This is a genomic window from Lysinibacillus sp. JNUCC-52 (genome assembly GCF_015999545.1).
Lineage (GTDB): Bacteria > Bacillota > Bacilli > Bacillales_A > Planococcaceae > Lysinibacillus.
This window is the reverse complement of the sequence record NZ_CP065546.1, coordinates 1,568,485-1,584,914: the sequence shown is the minus strand read 5'-3', so window position 1 is coordinate 1,584,914 and position 16,430 is coordinate 1,568,485. Positions and strand designations below refer to the sequence as shown.

Here is a 16,430-nt window from a genome sequence, read left to right as displayed (position 1 = left end):
ATGAAAAAGTGGATATGGATTAGTCTTTTAGTAATTGTATGTGCATTAGCAGGATGTGCGAAGCAAGAAGAAAAAAGTGTAGAAAAAGAAACAGATAAACAACAAGATGTAACAGCAGATGTAAAAGAGGATGCATCATCAAAGGCATTTGACGACGGCGTAGATGAGGAAGCATTTCAAAAAGCGTTAGCAAGTTTCCCGACAGAGGTGCCTGAAAAGATCGTCACAACATCTGTCCCATTAACAGAAATGCTTAACCTATTAGGTATTACACCAGTGGGAGTTCCAACATCGACAAATCCACTTCCTAAAGATTTTGAAGCAATTACGAAGATTGGCTCACCGATGGCACCTGATTTAGAAGTAATTTCAAGTTTACAAACAGAGTTAATTATTGGGGCATCAGCTCTTCAAAGCTCATTAGATCAAGCACTTACAGGTATGAATATTCCATCAGCATATTTACCGACAGAGTCATATGACGATTTAAAATTAAGTTTCAAAGTACTAGGTACATACTTTGGGAAAGAAGAAAAAATGAATGAAGTGCTACAAAGTATTGTAGCGAAAGAAAATGAACTAGAAGAACAGGGGAAAGGCAAGGAACTTCCATCTGTAATGTTAGTCATTGGTACATCGGATTCATTCATGGTAATGAACGAAAAATCTTATTTAGGTAGTTTAGTTGAGCGTTTAGGTGCTGATAATATTGCACAATCAGTGTTAAAAGCAGAATCAACATATTCACCAATGAACTTAGAAGACATTGTAGTAGCTGATCCAGATATGATTTTTGTATTAGCATCAGGTGATCACGGAGCAAATGAAGATAAATTTAAGCAAGAAATTGAAAAAAATAGTGCATGGACGCAATTGTCAGCTTATAAAAATGACAAAATCTATATGCTTGATTATAGTACATTTGGTGTAACATCTATTGCCAATGTAGAAACAGCACTTACAACAATTGCAGATTATTTCTACAAGTAAGAATGAGGTTTAACTATGATTAGTACAACGAGAAGTCGCATAATCGTAATTGCTACCTTTGTGCTGACATTAATAGCAGCAATTGTTGCCATTGGACTTGGAAGTGTCCATATTACAATTCCAGAAATACTATCGACGATATTAAATGGCCGAACAAATGAAGGTGTGTATACAACGATAATCTGGGATATTCGACTGCCGCGTGTGTTACTAGCATTGATTATTGGCGCAAATATTGCAATTTCAGGGGCGCTATTGCAGGCGGTAATGGGAAATCCACTAGCTGACCCAGGATTGACAGGTGTAACAAGTGGTGCTGCTGCCTTTGTGTTACTAATTATGTTAGCAAATCCAGAATTCACAAACTATATTCCGATAGCAGCATTTGTAGGAGGCTTACTTGCAGCAACAATTGTCTATGCATTAGCTTGGCGTCGTTCAGGTATTTCTCCAATTACCATTATTTTGTCAGGTGTGGCTGTTAATGCGCTAGGTGGCGGAATCATTGGTTTCCTTTCCATTATGTATAGCGATCGTCTTCCATCTGCTGTGCAATGGTTAAATGGTAGTCTTGCCGCGAAGGGAAATGCTTCGCTCCATATGATTTATCCTTACGCGATTATCGGTTGGATTATATCAATCTTTGCTATCCGAAAGGCGAATATTATCCGCCTAGGGGACCAAGTTGCTGTGAACCTCGGTGAAAATGTAACACGTATTCGCATTATGTTATCAATTTTAGCTGTATTTTTAGCTGCTATTTCAGTAGCGGCAATCGGCATGATTGGTTTTGTCGGCTTAATCGTTCCACATATGGCACGCATGCTTGTAGGCTCAGACTATAAGTACATGCTACCAATGAGTATGGCGATGGGAGCAATTGTATTACTTATTGCAGATACAGGTGGTCGGACATTATTTGCCCCACTAGATATTCCAGCGGGGATAATTATGGCTGTTATTGGTGGACCATATTTCTTATATTTAATGCGAAAGAAGGCGTTTTAATTGTTAAAAATTGAAGAGCTATCTGTCCGTTATGAGCAAAAAGAAGTTGTCCATAATTTTTCATTTGATGTCAAAAAAGGAGAGGTCCTATCCATTATCGGTCCGAATGGCTCTGGAAAGTCTACAATACTAAAGGCCATTGCACGGTTGCAGCCTTATAGTGGTGGGACAATTACCTTCGATGGCGAAAACATACGTCGACTTTCGTCTAAGGAAATTGCACAGAAAATGTGCATACTTAGTCAGCGAAATCAAGCACCAGCAGATATTTCAGTTCGTAATTTAGTCGCATATGGTCGTTACCCACATAAAAAATGGTTTGAACGTTTAAATGCTGAAGATGAAGCAATCATTGATTGGGCATTAGAGAAAACGCAATTAATGCATTATCGAGATCAACCTATAGCAGCGTTATCTGGTGGAGAATCGCAACGCGCATGGATTGCGATGGCATTGACACAGCGACCACAAATTTTATTATTGGATGAGCCTACGACCTATTTAGATATTGCCCATCAACATGAAGTACTGGAATTAGTACGAGAGCTTAATCGTGAAATGGGGATGACGGTTGTCATGGTGCTCCATGATCTAAATCAAGCATCTAGTTATAGCGACCAAATTGTCGTTGTAAAGGACGGATACCGAGCACAAATTGGTACACCTGAAGATGTGATGACAGAACAAATGATTCAGCAAATTTATCGGATGGAAGCGGAAATACAATATGTATCATGGGATTCTGCTCCACGAATTCAATTAAAAAGTACTGTGAAGGCATAGGAGGAAATAGGATGCAAAAAGAAATGAACATGGACCAAATTAAACAAGATTATGAAACGTTTTTACAAGGTAAAAAAAGTTGTGTGCTTAGTCTTGTAGATGCAGAAGGTAAGCCGTTCAGCAGTACTACACCATTTGTGCGACTAAACGGGAAATTCTATGTTTACATTAGTCGAATCGCTGAGCATTTTAAATTAATGGAGCAGTCTCAATTTGTTGATTTAATTTGTGTGGCAGATGAGGCCGTGACAGCGAACCCATTTGCTACAGAACGTGCACGTTGGCAATGTACACCAACTTTATTAGGTAATGAAGGCTATGAAGAAGTATTTGCATTATTCGATGAAGTGCATAATGCAAAAATGATGCAACTGTTACGTACACTTGATTTTTCGTTATTTGAGCTAACGCCATTGGAAGGTCGTTACGTTGTCGGCTTTGGTAAAGCGTTTGATATTGATGTAACTACTGATACATTAAAACATGTAGTAATTGATAAAAAATAATTTTTAATGACTTGCTACAAGGTGTAGCTAAAGTGAAGCCATGCCCGCGAAAAGTGTCTACTCGGAGCGGCAACCCGTAAACAAAATAGCTTGCACCTTATATGTACATCGTAAGCCCCACCACTTTTCTTTTCGTGGTGGGGCTTGTTATATTTAATAGATCTCTTTTGCTCTATACAGCACATGGCATTTTCGAAAAACGAAAATACTGATGATGGCGCTAATGACTGTTGGTATTAACATGACTGACAAATTAGCAGCTACCATTGATAAATAATAATGGATCGGAAAATTGATAGAAAAAATAAGTAATACATAAATGATCATTCTAAAGGACCGCATCCCTTTAGTTTCCTCTATATGATGTGAATAAAATTGCGCACAAACAAGCAAAATAGCGCAGCTAATATTTGCGAAATAAATAGCGAAATGTTCGTAGCTATCGCTATGTACGAAAAACGGTGAAAAATAAATAGGAGCAGATGTGATAAAAAGTAGTGCAATTAAGCCATAACAATAAAGGTAATCCGCTTGTAACTGCATCTTTTTCGTTAAAGGAAGACTATTAACAAACAGTTCCCACTTCGCTTTATGATCTTGCGTATACATGCTTTCGACTATCGTCACAGAAAAAATTAACGCAAACATGACGATAGAAGAGTTACTGAAAAAACGGACGTTTACGAAAGTAATGGTCACACTAATAGTTAGCACGATTAAAATATACCACTTTTGCATAGACAATCTATGCCATACTAAAGCTTCCATAGTACATACAACCTCCCTCCTAAAATTCCTTACGTTTATAGATTGCTGTTGAAATAAGAGAAGATATCCATAAAATAAAAAGTCCGATAAAAGGTGCGAGATAGCTCAAATGTTGTAGTTTAGAAACAACTAGCAAAATATTCGCAAAGTACTCATCTAACATACCGATAATCAAGCCTGGAATAAAGCATAGGAAAATAAGAACGTATCTTCCTTTTATAGAGCCGAATTTTATATAGATTGGTAATAATAAAGCAAGCATACATAATGCTGCCGCAATAATAAGGTTAAATGTAAGGAAATAATTAACTGTTTCCCAATTGTTGGTGAAGTGATTAATTATCAAAACTATAGGTAACGCAATAATCAAACCAATAAACATCAGTAATAGGCCGAGCATGTATTTACTAAGAACAATTTCGCTCTTTGAAATGGGTAATGTATTGGCATATTTATCAAAATCACATAGTTCATCATAAGTAAGAGCAGTGACTGCTTGAATAATTAGGATAAATAAAAGAAAGGGAAAAATAAAATATCCTTGCCCAAATACAAAGGATATAAAAAGAATAGGTAAAAGAAAAAGGACTTGTGTCTTTAATTGCCGTTGAATGGTCATTAAATCTTTCACTAGAAGAGCAGTCATAATTGAACACTACCTTTCACGTAAAATAGCATGATATCTTCAATAGTAGGCCTTTCAACGGTAAATGCTTCACTTATTTCGTTTTTTAGAACAAGTACCTCTAGCCCGAAAGCGCCATTACGTTTGCGGATAATGGCTTGCTCAGGTAAATCGCTTACTTCCTCTTTATTGCCTTTGAAAATAGCGTAGTCATACAGCAAAATATCCTTGCTTTCACTAAATAAAATTTCTCCATTATGAATGAATGTTATATAATCCGCTATCTTTTCCAGATCACTCGTTATATGTGATGAAAATAAAATGCTATGTGTTTCGTCCTGCATAAAATCTAAAAATAAGTCGAGAATTTCATCACGTATAATTGGATCTAGTCCACTTGTCGGTTCATCTAAAATTAATAATTTTGGATGATGCGATAACGCTAATGCAATCGACAGCTTCATCCTCATTCCACGGGATAACTTCTTTACTTTTTTTCGCTCAGGTACTTTAAATTGAGCCAGTCGCTCAAAATAATAGGTAGAATCCCATGTTTTAAATACTTTTTTCATGAATTTGTCGAGCTGCGTCGCATTAAGCGTTTCAGGTATGTGCAAGTCGTCGAAAACGACACCGATGTCGTTTTTTATCGCAAGCTCATGTTCGACAATATCTTTGCCGAAAAGAAAAATTTCGCCATATTCTTTTTTTAATAAATTGAGTATGCATTTAATGGTAGTTGACTTACCTGCACCGTTCTCTCCAACAAAGCCCATAACAGTTCCTTGAGGTACTGAAAAACTAATATCCTTTAATGAGAAACCTGCAAAGCTTTTGTGTACATCGTGAATTTCGATGGCATTCATTTAGTGGTCCTCCTCTACAATTAACGAAAGTAAGTCTGCTAATTCCTCTTTTGTAAGCCCTGCAGTTTTAGCTGTTCTTACGGCTTTGTGCAAATACTCCTCTACTTGACGCAATAATTCCTCACGAAGAAAGTCTTGGTTGCGTTCAGTGACAAAACTGCCCTTCCCAGCGACCGTTTCAATGAAGCCATCTCGCTCCAAATCTGCATATGCCCGTTTTGTTGTCATAACGCTAATTTTAAGATCCTTTGCGAGTGCACGAATAGAGGGGAGTGCATCGCCAGCTTGTAATTTATTAGCTAAAATTGCCTCTTTTAGCTGTATAGTAATTTGCTCGTAAATTGGTTTATCACTCGCATTACTTAAATGGATATGCACAAATCTTCACCTCTTATTTCTCTAAAACTGTATATACACACTATACACAGTTCGGTCGAAAGTTGCAACATTGAAGTACTTTCAATATCGGGCACGATTTGCAAAAACTCGGCATATATTGGGTTAACGGCTCAAGGAGGGAGATGAGGCATGCTATTATCTGAAATGGTGGATAAAGAGTTAATTCAAGTTGAAGGTGGTGTACATTTTGGCATACTGGCCCACACAGAATGCCTATTAGATGTGCAAACAGGAAAGATACATGGATTTGAGATTATTAAAGAAAAATTACCATTCCAAAAGAAGAAAGTGAAAGTTAGCGAAATGATTCCATGGCATGAAATTATATTAATTGGGGAAGATCGTATTTTATTTAACAAAACAACGACGGTACAGTCCGAATTTTTACAGTGAGGTGAGCTTTTGGAAAACGAAAAATGGCTGGTGATCGGCGAGGACTCAAGATTGAAAGAATTAGCAACGATGCTACGTAGTCCTTCACGTACAGTATTCTATAAAAGAACTTCTGTTTGGAATGAGGAGTTAAATAAACTTGTTTTAGAGTTTCAGCCCAATAAAATTATTCTGCCTATACTTCCTTTGAAGATAGAAGTAGAACAATTATATGGCATATCACAAGTTAAGTTTTATACTGGGCGATTGACAATGCATTGGAAACAATTGCTTGAAAAAAATGAGACCAATTGTTATTTACAGCAAGAGTCCTTTATTTGGCAAAATGCAAGGTTGACAGCGGAGGGATTTATCGCAACGTTTTACGGACTCGAGCAGAAATGTATTTACGGACAAAACTTTACTATCGCAGGCTTTGGGCGCATCGCCAAAATGCTCGCTTCTTTACTAGTAAAAATGGGTGCTAATGTCCATATTGTTGCGCGTTCAGTGGTACAAGTGAGTGAAGCGAAAGCTTATGGCTATAAAGCGTCTGATTTAGATGATCGCAAATGGTCGGTACATGATGGTATTTTCATCAATACGATTCCTGCTAAGTGGATTACAGAATCGTTTCAAGATTATGTGCCTGCCGTGTTATATGATTTAGCATCAGAGCCAGGCTGCTTAGATATTGATGCTGACCAGTTACAGACATATGTACTATTGCCATCATTACCTGGGAAATACTTTGCACATAATGCGGCAGAAATTTTGTGCAAGGCAATAGAGGAGGAAGAAAATTGCTGACGGGTAAACGAATTGGTTTAGGTATTACGGCTTCACATTGCACGTATGAGGATGTTGTACCCAAAATTCAAAACTTTATTAATGCAGGGGCTACAGTTATCCCGATTATTACCCATTCGGTATTACATGCCGCGACACGTTTCGGTACAGGAGAAGAATGGATAGAAAAAATTGAGGCACTGACAGGAGAAAAAGTTATTTCTTCTATAAAAGAAGCAGAACCATTTGGACCATCCAATCCATTGGATGCAATGGTTATAGCGCCAATGACAGGTAATAGTATTAGCAAATTTGCCAATGCAGCGACAGATAGCCCTGTGTTGATGGCGGCAAAGGCAACGTTACGAAATGGTTCGCCTGTCGTTCTAGGCATTTCCACAAACGATGCGCTTGGACTTAACGGCATCAATATTATGAAATTGCTCAATTCAAAAAATATCTACTTTATCCCATTCGGTCAGGATTCTCCACATGGAAAACCGAATTCTTTAATAGCTGATTTTACTCAAATGGTCGAGACGGTTGATGCAGCAATTACGCATAAAAAACAATTACAGCCATTGTTGATACAATATTTCAAATAAATCATTAATTGCACACAATTTTCAGTATTTTTATGATACAATAGCACACATTATGGAACTTGTATTCAAGGAGAGATGACAGATGACTAAGCAGTTAACAGTTGCAGTTGTAGGGGCAACAGGAGCAGTAGGTTCAAAAATGATGGAACAGCTAATTAAACGAAAATTTCCAATAGGACACATTAAATTTTTAGCTTCTGCACGTTCTGCAGGAAAACCAATCGAATTTAATGGTAAGACATATACAATTGAAGAAGCGACACCAGAAGCTTTTGAAGGCGTCAATGTCGCTTTATTCTCTGCGGGTGGTTCTGTATCGGCAGTACTAGCGCCTGAAGCGGCAAAACGCGGGGCAGTAGTTATTGACAATACGAGCCATTTCCGTATGGATCCAGAGGTACCGCTAGTTGTACCTGAAGTGAATCGCGGCGATCTTGCTAAACATAATGGGATTATCGCCAATCCAAACTGCTCTACAATTCAAATGGTTGCAGCACTTGAACCAATTCGTGCGACATTTGGCTTAACGAAGGTATTAGTATCAACATACCAAGCAGTTTCTGGTGCAGGGATTTCTGCAATTGAAGAATTAAAAGCACAAAGCGCAAACTGGGATGCAGGTAAAGATGTAGAAGCAAATATTTTACCAAGTGGTGGCGACAAACGTCATTTCCCAATTGCTCGTAATGTCATTCCACAAATCGATAAATTTACAGACAATGGCTTTACATACGAAGAAATGAAAATGATTAATGAAACGAAAAAAATTATGCATGCACCAGAGTTAAAAGTGGCTGCTACTTGCGTACGTGTACCAGTCGTTTCAGGACATTCTGAATCTGTTTATATTGAAGTAGAAAAAGATACAACAGTTGAAGGGATTTTCGAAGTATTACGTCATGCACCTGGAATTGTTTTACAGGATGATATCGCAACACAAACTTACCCAATGCCAATTTACGCTGAAGGGGAAGATGCTACCTTTGTAGGACGTATCCGTCAAGACTTAGACAATAAAAAGGGATTCCATCTATGGATCGTATCAGATAATTTATTAAAAGGCGCTGCATTGAACTCTATCCAAATTGCAGAAGCAATGCTTGAGGATAACTTACTATAAGAGGGGTGTAAGGATGAATTTAGGTCGAATTGGAACGGCAATGATAACGCCGTTTAAGGAAGATGGTACGATTAATTATCCAGAACTAGAACGTATTATTAATTACTTAATAGATAATGGCACTGATTGCATTGTTGCATGTGGCACAACCTCCGAAAACCCAACTATGACCACAGAAGAAAAAATTGAAGTTGTAAGATTTACAGTAGAGAAAGTAGCAGGTCGTGTACCAGTTATTGCAGGTACAGGTGATAATGAAACGGCTTATTCTATTGCGATGACGCATAAAGCCGAAGAAAATGGTGCTGATGGTATTATGTTAGTTGCACCATATTATAATAAACCAAATCAACGAGGGATTTACGCGCACTTTGAAACTATTGCAAAAGAAACTAGGCTACCTGTAATGCTTTATAATGTACCGGGACGCACAGGTGTAAACGTAGCATATGAGACGTCAGTTGATTTAAGTAAAATTCCTAATATCTCTTGGATTAAAGAGGCGAGCGGGAATTTAGATCAAATGGGCGATATTATAGAAAACGTTGAAGCTGTTGATAATTTCTTTGTATATAGTGGAGATGACGGATTAACATTACCTTTGCTTGCAATAGGTGGCGCTGGTGTAATTTCAGTAGCGTCGCATGTTGTTGGAAATGATATGCAGCTAATGATTAAATTGTTTGAAGAAGGTAACCATCAACAAGCTGCAAAAATTCATAGAGCATTATTACCATTAGTACGTGCATTGTTTGCACAACCAAATCCTTCACCAGTAAAATACGCAATGACTAAATTAGGCTTTGATACATTAAATGTTCGTCTACCAATGGTAGAAATGACAGATGAAGAAAAAGCAAACTTTGATTTAGTATGGGAAACCTATCAAGAAAAAGCAAAAAGTTTTAGATAGTGATAGATGATACTATAGACAAACTCAGCAATATGAGTTTGTCTATAGTTTTTTTAACATTGCGATGCCATTCACTACGTAAAAATCCACTTCGCTTTCCGTGGGCACGGAGGAGTTTTCGTGGATTTTTACTTGATATTAAATATATAAATTGTCAGAATTCAGAATTGTTTGAGTGACTGGCACTACGTTTCTAAGTAAAACCTACATTTTTAATTTGTGCAAAAGCTTTGCAAACCGTATAATGAAAATAAGTGGTTGCTGTTCGGGATATTTTTTAGGAGGAAACAAATTGACAAAAAAGAAAAATGAACTTATTCGCATCATTCCACTAGGTGGCGTGGGCGAAATCGGAAAAGCAATGTGCGTAGTAGAAATTGACGAAGAGCTATTTGTAGTAGATAGCGGTTTAATGTTCCCAGAAGACGAGATGCTGGGCATTGACATCGTAATTCCTGATATTACGTATTTAGAAGAAAACAAAGAGCGTGTGAAAGGGATTTTCTTAACACATGGTCACGAGGATGCTATTGGCTCGATTGCTTATATTTTACAAAAAGTGAAAGCGCCAGTGTACGGATCAAAATTAACGATTGCACTAGCAAAAGAACATTTAAAGGAACTACCTGCACCACATCAGGTGAAGTTCTTTGAAGTAACAAACCGAAGCCGTATGAATTTTAATTCTACGTATGTAACATTCTTCCATACAACACATAGTATTCCCGATTCATTAGGGGTTGTGTTCCATACTTCTGAAGGGGCGATTGTTCATACAGGAGAGTTTAAATTCGACCAATCTGCGACAGGTAAGTTCAAGCCAGATTTAGCAAAAATGGCGCAGTTAGGTGAAGAAGGCGTATTTATTTTACTTTCTGAGTCTTGTGAAGCAGAGCGACCAGGCTATACGACATCTGAAATTGTGATTGAGGAACAACTATCAAAAACTTTCCATTCAGCACCAGGTCGTATTTTAGTAGCTGTATACGCATCGAACTTCATTCGTATTCAACAAGTATTAACGCAAGCTCAAAAATCATTCCGTAAAGTGGCGATTGTAGGAAAACCTTTAGAAAAAGCTGTTGATTTAGGTGTACAGTTAGGTTATTTAACGGTTGAAGAAGATACTATTATTCCTATCTCTGAGATACAAAAATATCAAGAAGAAGAAATTATTATTATCGCAACAGGTAATAGAGGCGAACCGCTAGATGCGCTTGAAAAAATCGTTCGCAAGCATCACCGAGATATTAAGATTAAACAAAATGATACAGTACTCATTACGTTTACTCCGTCTCCAGGCATGGAAGTACAAATGGCTAACACAATGAACTCCATTGCAAAAGCAGGAGCTGAAATTTTAACATCAAGCAAAAATGTCCATGTTTCTGGGCACGGCAGCCAAGAAGATTTAAAGCTAATGCTGAATTTAATGCAGCCAAAGTACTTTATCCCTGTTCAAGGTGAATATCGTATGCTTATTGCACACTCTAAGCTAGCTCAACAATTAGGGATGCAAAAATCACAAATTTTCATCGCCGATAAAGGTGATATTGTAGAATATAAAAATGGTAAAATGCGCATGAGTGGTCGTGTACAAGCTGGCAATGTATTAATTGACGGTATTGGTGTAGGCGATGTTGGAAACATTGTGTTACGTGATCGTAAATTACTATCACAAGATGGTATATTCATTGTTGTTGTTACATTAAACCGCGCACAAAAGAAAATCGCATCAGGTCCCGAAATCTTATCGCGAGGTTTTGTCTATGTACGTGAATCAGAGCAACTGATGGTGGAAGCATCGGAAATTGCGAAAAACGTCATTGAAAAATACGTTGGAAAAGATACATTTGAATGGACAAACATTAAGCAAGAAATTCGAGATACATTGAATACTTATTTATTCCAAAAAACGAAGCGCCGCCCAATGATTATCCCAATCATTATGGAATATTAAAATTTTAAATGACTATCTTTACGCACGTTGCTAATAACGTGACATTTACGTAGCATTGCCGATTGAATTTTCAAAAGGTTTGCTGAATGTCTAATATGAAAATACGACATTACCTATGCAAGTAACCTTTGAAAAAGGTCTTGCCCACTGGTGAAAGTTGTTTTTAGAGCAAGGTATGGAAAAGTAGCGAAGGAGAAAGGATTTTCTAGCCGATAAAAACGGTGGAAAATCCTTTTTTTGAAATAATCGGGTTCTACATGATATTATTCGCTACATATATAGAATGGATTGCAAAAGAAGGTGAAAAAGATGGCAAGTAGTAAAAGAAGAAAAACAACAAAATCAAAACCAACATCTGACAAAAAAGAAATGCATCCACTCATGTACGAAATTTTAGGGCTCATCTTAATCGCAATTGCGGTCATTATGATTTTTGAATATGGCATGATTGGACGTATTTTACAAACAATTGCCATGTTCCTTTTAGGGAATTTACATTTTGCAGTGCCATTTATGCTGATATTTGTTGCATTGCTACTAATGATTGGGCAGAAAAAAGTAAGCATGAAGGATCGACTAATTTTAGGGATGCTGTTAATTGTCATGAGCTTAACTATTTTTAGTCATGGGATTTTATTTGAGCAATTATCCAAATCAGGTGGCTTATTATCTGAGTCGGTTTTGAGAGAGTCGTGGCGAATATTAATTAATTCAGAGGGTGTGATTCATCGCAGTGATGCCCTTGGTGGCGGAATGGTAGGCGCCTTGCTATTTAGTGGCCTCCATGTATTATTTGAAGCGACAGGTGCGAAAGTAGTTGCTTGGGTTATTTTCTTTATCGGCTTAATTTTAGTGACGGGCAAGGCACTCGTTCCATATTTAGCTGAAAAAATGCCTGTACTTTTTGGGAAATGGCAAAAAAAACATAAAGAAAAGAAAAAAAATACGCCAAAGAAACCAAAACGTCGCCGTTCAAGAGCAGAAAGTACGGCCGACGAAGTTGCGGCTGTTGACCATGCCCATGATGTACATGAAGAAGAAGAAATTTCTCATGAGCCCATCATCTCAGCCTTTACACAAAATGTATCACATGAACGAGAAGAGACGATGCCAATAGCTGAGCACGTGGAAGTGGAAGAGGGAGAAAGCATGGATGACGTCCATATTGGCAGTGCAGATGCTGTAGAAAATGCAGATTATCAGCTTCCCTCATTTAATCTTTTACAAATGCCTCCTCAGCATGACCAGAGTGGTGAATATTCCGTAATTCAGGCAAATGCGAAAAAGTTAGAGCAAACATTGCAAAGTTTCGGAGTAAAGGCAAAAGTGACGCAAGTCCATTTAGGACCTGCAGTTACGAAATATGAAATATTGCCAGATATCGGCGTAAAAGTAAGTAAAATAGTTAACCTTCAGGACGACCTAGCTTTAGCACTTGCAGCGAAGGATATTCGTATGGAGGCACCTATTCCTGGTAAATCAGCAATAGGTATTGAAGTACCAAATAGTGAGGTAGCAATTGTGACATTGCGAGAAGTGCTGGAATCAAAGGATGGAGCGAAACCAGATGCATTGTTACAAGTAGCGCTTGGCCGTGATATTACTGGACAAGCCGTGTTAGCAGAGCTTAATAAAATGCCGCACTTACTTGTAGCGGGTTCAACGGGCAGTGGGAAAAGTGTGTGTATAAATGGCATTGTGGTATCCATACTAATGCGAACAAAGCCACATGAAGTGAAACTGATGATGATTGACCCTAAAATGGTGGAATTGAATGTTTATAACGGGATTCCACATTTGTTAGCGCCAGTTGTAACTGATGCTCGAAAAGCGTCACAAGCACTTAAAAAAGTAGTATCGGAAATGGAACGACGCTATGATTTATTTTCACATACGGGTACTCGAAATATTGAAGGCTATAATGGCCATGTCCAAAAAGTAAATGAGCAAACAGAAGAAAAGCATCCGAAGTTGCCGTATATTGTTGTGATCGTCGATGAGTTAGCAGATTTAATGATGGTAGCCTCAAATGACGTCGAGGATTCCATTACACGTTTAGCGCAGATGGCTCGTGCAGCAGGTATTCATTTAATTTTAGCGACTCAAAGACCAAGCGTCGATGTTTTAACGGGGGTTATTAAGGCAAACATTCCTTCACGAATAGCATTTGCTGTGTCATCAGCGATTGATTCGAGAACAATTTTAGATATGGGTGGGGCAGAACGTTTGCTTGGCCGTGGCGATATGTTATTTTTACCTGCGGGTGCTTCTAAACCTAAACGAGTACAAGGGGCATTTTTATCTGATCAGGAAGTTGAAGCAGTTGTTGATTTTGTTATAGAACAACAAAAAGCGCAGTATCAAGAAGAGATGATTCCGAGTGAAGAAGAAACAATTTTAGAAGAAACAGATGAATTATTTGACGAGGCAGTCCAATTAGTTGTCAATATGCAGACAGCTTCGGTGTCCATGTTACAGCGTCGCTTCCGTATTGGCTATTCTCGCGCTGCTCGCATAGTCGATCAGATGGAACAACGCGGTATTGTCGGGCCTCCAGAGGGCAGTAAGCCTCGCCAAGTACTTATCCATCAGTACGATAACTAATTCCTGAAAAAGGAAAAATAATCATTTTTTTCAGTATTTATGTCCAAATGTTTGCAACAAAAAGAAGGAAAAAATGATTTCTATAATTGATTTTGCTTAAAATAGTTTATTTCATTCTGCAAAAATGTTATATTTATGAACGATTAGTAGGAATGTTGTACATCAGATGTCTGATCTCTGATTTTGGTGGTGATTTATGTGACTATAAAAGCAGATCATCGTCATCTCTATCTTCAAGTAATTGATCGTTTAAAGTCTGACATTGAGACGGGCGTTTTTAAAGAAAATGAAAAACTTCCTTCAGAGTTTGAATTATCGAAATCACTAGGGGTAAGTCGAGCAACACTTAGGGAAGCGCTTCGACTGTTGGAAGAGGAAAATGTGATTGTGCGTCGACATGGGGTTGGTACTTTTGTAAATCCTAAGCCGTTGTTTACTTCAGGCATCGAGCATTTATCCAGTATTTCTTCTATGATCGAAACAGCAGGTATGGAACCAGGGTCTCGTTTTTTAAAGGCAACGGAGAATATCCCTTCTGATGAAGATTTAAAACGCTTCCAATGTGATGGCGAGGATAAAATACTCACGATTGAACGTGTCAGAACTGCGGATGGTGAGCCAGTAGTTTATTGTATAGACAAATTACCAGCCAGCTTCCTGCCTACTGACTTTGTTGACAAAAAAGAAGTTTCACTTTTCTCTGCACTTGAACAATCGGGTAAAATTCATGTTGCCTATGCTGTAACTTATATTGATCCAGTTGGGTATCATGAACAAGCATCACCGATATTAAATTGTGGTCGTGAAACTGCTCTTTTAGTATTGAAACAGCTCCATTATGATGATAATGATCAAGTAGTGCTGTATTCAAAAAATTATTTCCGAGCTGATAAATTCAGCTTCCATGTAGTACGTAAACGGGTGTAGAACATTTCTAAATTATTTTCCTGCTAATTACAATACCTCGGGGGGTTAACAAAATGAAAAAACGTAAATTTGGTTTAGTATTATCTTCAGTTTTAGCTGCAAGTGCAATTTTAGGTGCATGTGGTGCGAAAGACGAAGAAAAACCTGCAAAAGACAATGCGGCATCAGGAGACAAAAACACTGAGGAAACTTTCTCAGTAGGTATGGTTACTGACGTAGGTGGCGTTGATGACAAATCATTTAACCAATCTGCTTGGGAAGGTGTTCAAGCTTATGGTAAAGAGCACAACCTGAAAAAAGGTGATGGATTCGACTACTTACAATCAGCTTCTGACGCTGACTATGAAACAAACTTAAACAACTTAATTCGTCGTGACTTTAACTTAGTATTCGGTATTGGTTTCATGATGGCTGATGCAATTGAAGCAGTAGCAACAGAAAACCCAGACAATCATTTTGCATTAATCGATGCTGAAGTAAAAGACGAAAACGTTGTATCTGTTCTTTTCAAAGAGCAAGAAGGCGCATTCTTAGCGGGTGTAGCTGCTGCTAAAATGTCTAAATCAGGTAAAATCGGTTTCGTAGGTGGCGTAGATATTCCAGTAATCAATCGTTTTGAAGCTGGTTTCGTTGAAGGTGCTAAAGCTGTTAACCCTGATATCGAAATTCAACGCAACTATACAGGTGCATTTGACAAAGCGGATCTTGGTAAAATCGCTGCAAACAGCATGTACTCTTCAGGCGTAGATATTATCTTCCACGCTGCAGGTGCAACTGGTAACGGTGTATTCTCTGAAGCTAAAGAACGTAAAGCAAAAGATCCTAATGCCAATGTTTGGGTAATCGGTGTAGACGCTGACCAATACGATGAAGGTAAAGTAGATGATAAAACAAACATTACTTTAACTTCTATGTTAAAAGGTGTTAACGAAGCAGTAGTAGATATTTCTAACAAAGCGAAAAATGGTGAATTCCCAGGTGGTACAACAGTTGTTTACGGTCTAGCTGAAGACGGCGTTAAACTTGCTGACTCTCGTGGTGCAATTCCAGCAGACGTACAAGCTGTTATTGACGAATATAAAGAAAAAATTGCTAGCGGTGAAATCGTAGTTCCAGAAAAAGTGGAAAAATAATTCATCTCTGAATCATCATAAGGGCTTTACAACTGCCCTTATGATGATTTTTCAATCTATCG

General features: G+C 38.0%; 17 protein-coding genes. 13 read left to right on the top strand and 4 right to left on the bottom strand.

Annotated features, from left to right (window positions below; translation table 11 throughout):
- Genes JNUCC52_RS08210 through JNUCC52_RS08195 form a run of 4 tightly spaced genes read left to right on the top strand, consistent with a single transcriptional unit; the run spans nt 1 to nt 3,287 of the window.
- A complete protein-coding gene (locus tag JNUCC52_RS08210; RefSeq protein WP_337981900.1) occupies nt 1–990 on the top strand; it encodes an ABC transporter substrate-binding protein in 990 nt (329 codons plus the stop codon).
- A 15-nt stretch (nt 991–1,005) separates the two neighbouring features.
- Entirely contained in the window at nt 1,006–1,998 is a 993-nt protein-coding gene (locus JNUCC52_RS08205; RefSeq protein ID WP_173477716.1) for a FecCD family ABC transporter permease, read from the top strand.
- Nucleotides 1,999–2,781, top strand: a complete 783-nt coding sequence (locus tag JNUCC52_RS08200) for an ABC transporter ATP-binding protein (protein ID WP_337981899.1) — start codon at nt 1,999–2,001, stop codon at nt 2,779–2,781. It abuts the gene before it with no gap.
- Nucleotides 2,782–2,792: 11 nt separating this feature from the next.
- Complete coding sequence (locus JNUCC52_RS08195; RefSeq protein WP_173477714.1) at nt 2,793–3,287, top strand: HugZ family pyridoxamine 5'-phosphate oxidase; 495 nt, start codon at nt 2,793–2,795, stop codon at nt 3,285–3,287.
- 153 nt (nt 3,288–3,440) lie between these two features.
- Here the strand turns inward: JNUCC52_RS08195 and JNUCC52_RS08190 are convergent, their stop codons facing one another.
- From JNUCC52_RS08190 to JNUCC52_RS08175, 4 genes are read right to left on the bottom strand one after another with little or no spacing between them, the layout of a single operon-like run.
- Nucleotides 3,441–4,055, bottom strand: a complete 615-nt coding sequence (locus tag JNUCC52_RS08190; protein ID WP_337981898.1) for an ABC-2 transporter permease — start codon at nt 4,053–4,055, stop codon at nt 3,441–3,443.
- Between the two features lie 19 nt (nt 4,056–4,074).
- Nucleotides 4,075–4,701, bottom strand: coding sequence for an ABC-2 transporter permease (locus JNUCC52_RS08185; protein ID WP_173477712.1), 627 nt, complete (start codon nt 4,699–4,701; stop codon nt 4,075–4,077).
- Entirely contained in the window at nt 4,698–5,546 is an 849-nt protein-coding gene (locus tag JNUCC52_RS08180) for an ABC transporter ATP-binding protein (RefSeq protein WP_173477711.1), read from the bottom strand. Before JNUCC52_RS08180 ends, JNUCC52_RS08185 begins: the two co-directional genes overlap by 4 nt.
- Nucleotides 5,547–5,924, bottom strand: coding sequence for a GntR family transcriptional regulator (locus JNUCC52_RS08175; protein WP_173477710.1), 378 nt, complete (start codon nt 5,922–5,924; stop codon nt 5,547–5,549).
- 150 nt (nt 5,925–6,074) lie between these two features.
- Here JNUCC52_RS08175 and JNUCC52_RS08170 point away from each other — a divergent pair, with 150 nt between their 5' ends.
- From JNUCC52_RS08170 to JNUCC52_RS08130, 9 genes are all read left to right on the top strand, one after another.
- The gene (locus JNUCC52_RS08170) at nt 6,075–6,338 is read left to right on the top strand and encodes a YlmC/YmxH family sporulation protein (protein ID WP_173477709.1); all 264 of its coding nucleotides are present in this window, start codon (nt 6,075–6,077) and stop codon (nt 6,336–6,338) included.
- Nucleotides 6,339–6,347: 9 nt separating this feature from the next.
- Nucleotides 6,348–7,127, top strand: a complete 780-nt coding sequence (locus JNUCC52_RS08165; RefSeq protein ID WP_173477708.1) for a dipicolinate synthase — start codon at nt 6,348–6,350, stop codon at nt 7,125–7,127.
- Nucleotides 7,121–7,711, top strand: a complete 591-nt coding sequence (locus JNUCC52_RS08160; protein WP_173477707.1) for a dipicolinate synthase subunit B — start codon at nt 7,121–7,123, stop codon at nt 7,709–7,711. Before JNUCC52_RS08165 ends, JNUCC52_RS08160 begins: the two co-directional genes overlap by 7 nt.
- Nucleotides 7,712–7,793: 82 nt before the next feature.
- Nucleotides 7,794–8,831, top strand: coding sequence for an aspartate-semialdehyde dehydrogenase (locus tag JNUCC52_RS08155; protein ID WP_173477706.1), 1,038 nt, complete (start codon nt 7,794–7,796; stop codon nt 8,829–8,831).
- Between the two features lie 13 nt (nt 8,832–8,844).
- Nucleotides 8,845–9,744 carry a 4-hydroxy-tetrahydrodipicolinate synthase gene (gene dapA / locus JNUCC52_RS08150; protein ID WP_173477705.1) on the top strand — a complete coding sequence of 300 codons (900 nt, stop codon included), beginning with the start codon at nt 8,845–8,847 and terminating at the stop codon, nt 9,742–9,744.
- A gap of 292 nt (nt 9,745–10,036) precedes the next feature.
- On the top strand, nt 10,037–11,704 hold the full coding sequence (locus JNUCC52_RS08145; RefSeq protein ID WP_173477704.1) for a ribonuclease J: 1,668 nt from the start codon (nt 10,037–10,039) through the stop codon (nt 11,702–11,704).
- 309 nt (nt 11,705–12,013) lie between these two features.
- Nucleotides 12,014–14,308, top strand: coding sequence for an FtsK/SpoIIIE family DNA translocase (locus JNUCC52_RS08140; protein ID WP_173477703.1), 2,295 nt, complete (start codon nt 12,014–12,016; stop codon nt 14,306–14,308).
- 198 nt (nt 14,309–14,506) lie between these two features.
- Complete coding sequence (locus JNUCC52_RS08135; RefSeq protein ID WP_139860220.1) at nt 14,507–15,235, top strand: GntR family transcriptional regulator; 729 nt, start codon at nt 14,507–14,509, stop codon at nt 15,233–15,235.
- A 53-nt stretch (nt 15,236–15,288) separates the two neighbouring features.
- Nucleotides 15,289–16,368, top strand: a complete 1,080-nt coding sequence (locus JNUCC52_RS08130) for a BMP family lipoprotein (protein WP_173477702.1) — start codon at nt 15,289–15,291, stop codon at nt 16,366–16,368.
- Nucleotides 16,369–16,430: the final 62 nt, after the last annotated feature.

Excerpts from the sequence above, each read along its gene's own strand:
- JNUCC52_RS08210 (WP_337981900.1), top strand. The coding sequence starts at position 1 with ATGAAAAAGTGGATATGGATTAGTCTTTTAGTAATTGTATGTGCATTA.
- JNUCC52_RS08205 (WP_173477716.1), top strand. The coding sequence starts at position 1,006 with ATGATTAGTACAACGAGAAGTCGCATAATCGTAATTGCTACCTTTGTG.
- JNUCC52_RS08195 (WP_173477714.1), top strand. The coding sequence starts at position 2,793 with ATGCAAAAAGAAATGAACATGGACCAAATTAAACAAGATTATGAAACG.
- JNUCC52_RS08190 (WP_337981898.1), bottom strand. The coding sequence starts at position 4,055 with ATGGAAGCTTTAGTATGGCATAGATTGTCTATGCAAAAGTGGTATATT.
- JNUCC52_RS08185 (WP_173477712.1), bottom strand. The coding sequence starts at position 4,701 with ATGACTGCTCTTCTAGTGAAAGATTTAATGACCATTCAACGGCAATTA.
- JNUCC52_RS08180 (WP_173477711.1), bottom strand. The coding sequence starts at position 5,546 with ATGAATGCCATCGAAATTCACGATGTACACAAAAGCTTTGCAGGTTTC.
- JNUCC52_RS08170 (WP_173477709.1), top strand. The coding sequence starts at position 6,075 with ATGCTATTATCTGAAATGGTGGATAAAGAGTTAATTCAAGTTGAAGGT.
- JNUCC52_RS08155 (WP_173477706.1), top strand. The coding sequence starts at position 7,794 with ATGACTAAGCAGTTAACAGTTGCAGTTGTAGGGGCAACAGGAGCAGTA.
- dapA (WP_173477705.1), top strand. The coding sequence starts at position 8,845 with ATGAATTTAGGTCGAATTGGAACGGCAATGATAACGCCGTTTAAGGAA.
- JNUCC52_RS08140 (WP_173477703.1), top strand. The coding sequence starts at position 12,014 with ATGGCAAGTAGTAAAAGAAGAAAAACAACAAAATCAAAACCAACATCT.
- JNUCC52_RS08130 (WP_173477702.1), top strand. The coding sequence starts at position 15,289 with ATGAAAAAACGTAAATTTGGTTTAGTATTATCTTCAGTTTTAGCTGCA.